At 69.3% G+C, this 4,219-nt stretch carries 1 protein-coding gene; it reads right to left on the reverse strand.

Annotation, left to right across the window (positions count from 1 at the left end):
* Positions 1 to 4,219, reverse strand: a 4,219-nt coding sequence (locus tag ACFWF3_RS26395) for an amino acid adenylation domain-containing protein (protein WP_379316023.1), incomplete at both ends; no start/stop codon positions are given.

Here is a 4,219-nt window from a genome sequence, read left to right on the forward strand (position 1 = left end):
GCGTTCGAACGGGATGTCGGCGTGGGCGAAGGCGGCCAGGTCGGCTTCCTTGGCCTGGGTCAGCAGCTCCGCGAAGGTGAGCTGTCCGCCGACCTGGGTGCGCAGGGCGAGGGTGTTGACGAACATGCCGATCACGTCGTCGAGTTCGGCTTCGCCGCGGCCGGCGATCGGGGTGCCGATGACGATGTCCTCGGTGCCCGACATGCGTGCCAGGAATACCGCCAGCGCGGTGTGCACGACCATGAACAGCGTCGCGTTCTGCTCGCGAGCGATGGCGGACAGCCCGGCGTGGATGTCGCCGCCGATCGGGAACAGCACCCGGCCACCGGCGAAGGACTGCGTGCTCGGACGCGGTCGATCCAGGGGCAGGTTCAGCTCGTCGGGAACACCGGCGAGCGCGCGCTTCCAATAGCCGGCCTGCTGGGCGATGAGGCTGGTCTCGTCGGTCTCGGCGCCGAGCACCTCGCGCTGCCAGACGCTGAAGTCGGCGTACTGCACCGGCATCGGCGCCCAGCCCGGTGCTTCACCCGTGGCACGGGCGGCGTAGGCGATCATCACGTCGCGGGTCAGCGGGCCCATGGACCAACCGTCTGCGCTGATGTGGTGGGCCACGAAGACAAGGACGAATTCCTCGTCGGCGACCTGCATGAGCTTCGCACGCAACGGAACTTCGTCGATCACGTCGAAACCGGTGGTGATCAGCTCGGCGATCTTGTCGCGAACCTGTTCGGGGGCAACGGTTTCCGGCGTCAGATCCGGGACGTTGCCTTCGACCGGCAGGATCACCTGGTGCGGCGTGCCGTCGGTCGACGGGTACACCGTGCGCAGTGTCTCGTGCCGTGCGAGCACATCGGCGACGGCCAATTGCAGCGCCGCCACGTCCAGCGCGCCCGACAGGCGAACGGCGACGGGGATGTTGTTCACCGAAGAGGCAGTGTCGAACTGGTTCAGGAACCACATGCGCTGCTGCGCGAGCGACAGCGGCACCTGATCCGGGCGCGGACCGGCGACCAGCGCGCGACGCCCACCGGCACCCGCACCCTGCTCGACCTTCACCGCGAGCCCGGCCACCGTCGACGCCTCGAACAGCAGGCGCACGGGCACCCGGCTGTCCAGGGCGGCGCCGAGGCGGGCCGCGACCTGGGTGGCCAGCAGCGAGTTGCCGCCGAGGGCGAAGAAGTCGTCGTCGGCACCGACGCGTTCGGCGCCGAGAACATCGGCGAACACGCCGGCCACGATCTCCTCGATCGGGGTCGACGGCGCGCGGAAGGTCTGCGCCTCGAACTCCGGCTCCGGCAGCGCCTTGCGGTCGAGCTTGCCGTTGACGTTGAGCGGCAGCGCGTCCAGCACCACGAACGCGGCGGGCACCATGTACGACGGCAGACCGGCGGCCAGCGTCGACTTGACCTGTGCCACCTCGATATCCGAGCCGACCAGGTAGGCGACCAGACGGTCACCGGTGCGCGGATCGGACTTGGCGATCACCGCGGTCTGGGCGATCTCGGGCAGCGCGAGCAGCGCGGCCTCGATCTCGCCGAGCTCGATCCGGAAGCCGCGGATCTTCACCTGGAAGTCGGTGCGGCCGCGGTAGTCGAGTTCGCGGTTGTGCCAGGCCACCAGGTCACCGGTGCGGTACATGCGAGTGCCCGGGGTGAACGGGTTGGCCACGAAACGATCGGCGGTCAGGTCGGGGCGACCGTAGTAGCCGCGAGCCAACTGCGCGCCCGCCAGGTACAGCTCACCGGCGACCCCGTCGGGCACCGGGCGCAGACGCTCGTCGAGCACGTAGACCTGACTGTTCCACTCGGGCGAACCGATGGAGACCGACACCTGGTCGGCGGCGTTCACCCGGTGCGAGGTGATCGAGACCGCGGCCTCGGTCGGGCCGTACAGGTTGAACAGCTCGGTACGGCTGAACTCGGCGCGGAAGCGCTGGGCCAGCGAACCCGGCAGCGCCTCACCGATGGCCAGGACCCGCCACAGCGAATCGGGCATTCCCGCGGTGATGAGCGCGTCGAGCATCGACGGCACCACGTGCAGGGTGGTGACCCACTCGCGCGACATCAGCTCGTTGAGGTAAGCCGGGTCGCGATGGCCGTCGGCCGAGGCGATCACCAGGCGGCCACCGCAGACCGCGGCCGACCAGAACTCCCAGACCGAGAGGTCGAAGGTGGCGGCGGTCTTGAGCAGCACCGCGTCGGCGGCGTCCATGCCGAACTCGATCAGCTTCCACTTCAGCTGGTTGGCGATGGCGCCGTGCGGAACGGCGACACCCTTCGGGCGGCCGGTGGAACCGGACGTGAAGATCACGTACGCGGTGTTCTCCGGACGCAGCGGTTCGGTGCGCTCGGCATCGGAAATCGGTGCGGCACCGAGCGATTCCAGGTCGAGTTCGTCGATCCGCACGACCGGTGCGACGTCGGTGGCGAACTCGGCGTTGGTCAGCACGCAGACCGGTGCCGCCGTCTCGAGGATGTAGCCGGTGCGCTCGGCCGCCTGATCGGGGTCGACCGGCACGTACGCGCCACCGGACTTGGCCACCGCGTACATCGCGACAACCAGGTCCACCGAGCGGCGCATCGCCAGCGCGACACGGGACTCCGGGCCCACGCCGAGCGAGATCAGGTGCCGCGCGAGGCGGTTCACCTTCGCGTCGAGTTCGGCGTAGGTGAGCTGGGCACCGTCGTCGGTGACCAGCGCGGTCGACTTCGGATCGGCGGCCACGGACGCGTCGAGCAGCGAGACCAGGGTGGCCTCGGTGTCGACCGAGTAAGTGGTGGCGTTGCGGGCGTCGAGGATCTGGGTGCGTTCGGCCGTGGCCAGCAGCTCGATATCGCCGACCGCGGTACGCGGGGTGGCGACGATCGCGCCGAGCAGCCGGACGAAACGCTCCACGAAACCTTCGACCGTGGCGTGGTCGAACAGGTCGGTGGCGTAGGTGAACAGACCCGAGATGCCTTCGGGCTCACCGGCATCGCCGTAGCGGTCGGTGGCGATCAGGTGCAGATCGAACTGCGACAGCTCGGTGGCGATGTCGAGGCCCGAGACCGTCAGGCCCGGCAGTTCCAGGGTGGCGCGGCTGAGGTTCTGGAACGACAGACCCACCTGGAACAGCGGATGACGCGCGGTGGAGCGCACCGGGTTGAGTACCTCGACCAGGCGCTCGAACGGCACGTCGGCGTTGGCGAACGCCGCGATGTCGTCTTCACGCTGGCGGGCGAGCAGTTCGGTGAACGCCTCGCCGCCGTCGACCTTGGTGCGGAACACCAGGGTGTTGACGAACATGCCGATCATGTCGTCGAGCGCGGCTTCGCCACGGCCGGCCATCGGGGTACCGATGGCGATGTCGTCGGTACCGGACAGGCGGGCGAGCAGCACCGCGAGGGCGGTGTGCACGACCATGAACAGCGTCGCGCCCTCGGCACGAGCCAGCTCGACCAGCGCGCGGTGGGTGTCGGCGTCGATCTGGACGTCGACCTTGCTGCCGGCGAAGGTCTGCACCGCGGGGCGCGGACGGTCGGCGGGCAGGTCGAGCTGATCGGGGAGGTCCGCGAGGGCCTGCTTCCAGTGCGCGACCTGCTTGGACGCCATCGAGTCGGCGTCGTCCTCGCTGCCGAGGAGATCACGCTGCCAGATGCTGTAGTCCGCGTACTGCACTGCCAGCGGTGCCCAGCCGGGCTCGGAACCCATGGAGCGGGCCGCGTAGGCGGTCATCAGGTCGCGGGTCAGTGGGGCGACCGAGGAACCGTCGCCGGAGATGTGGTGCACGACCAGGGCGAGCACGAAGTCGTCGGTGTTCTCGACGCGGAACAGCGCCACCTTGAGCGGGACCTCGACGGTGACGTCGAACATCGTCGACATCAGTTCCGCCACAGCCGATTCCACCTGGTCGGCGGCCACGGTGCGTTCGATCAGTTCCGGCGCGGCCTGGGCGGGCGACAGGATCACCTGTGCCGCACCGGCTTCGGTCTGTGGGTAGATCGTGCGCAGGATCTCGTGGCGGGTCACCAGGTCGGTGACCGCCGCACGCAGCGCGTTCACGTCGAGGTCGCCGGTGAGGCGGACCGCGACGGGCACGTTGTACGCGGCCGACTGGGTGTCGAACCGGTTGAGGAACCACATCCGCTGCTGCGCGAGCGAGAGCGGGATGTGCTCGGGGCGCGGACCCGCGGTCAGCGCCTTGCGATCGCCGGTCTCGGCGTGCTGCTCGACCCGCTGG

It is taken from the genome of Nocardia sp. NPDC060220, from assembly GCF_042727815.1.
GTDB lineage: Bacteria > Actinomycetota > Actinomycetes > Mycobacteriales > Mycobacteriaceae > Nocardia.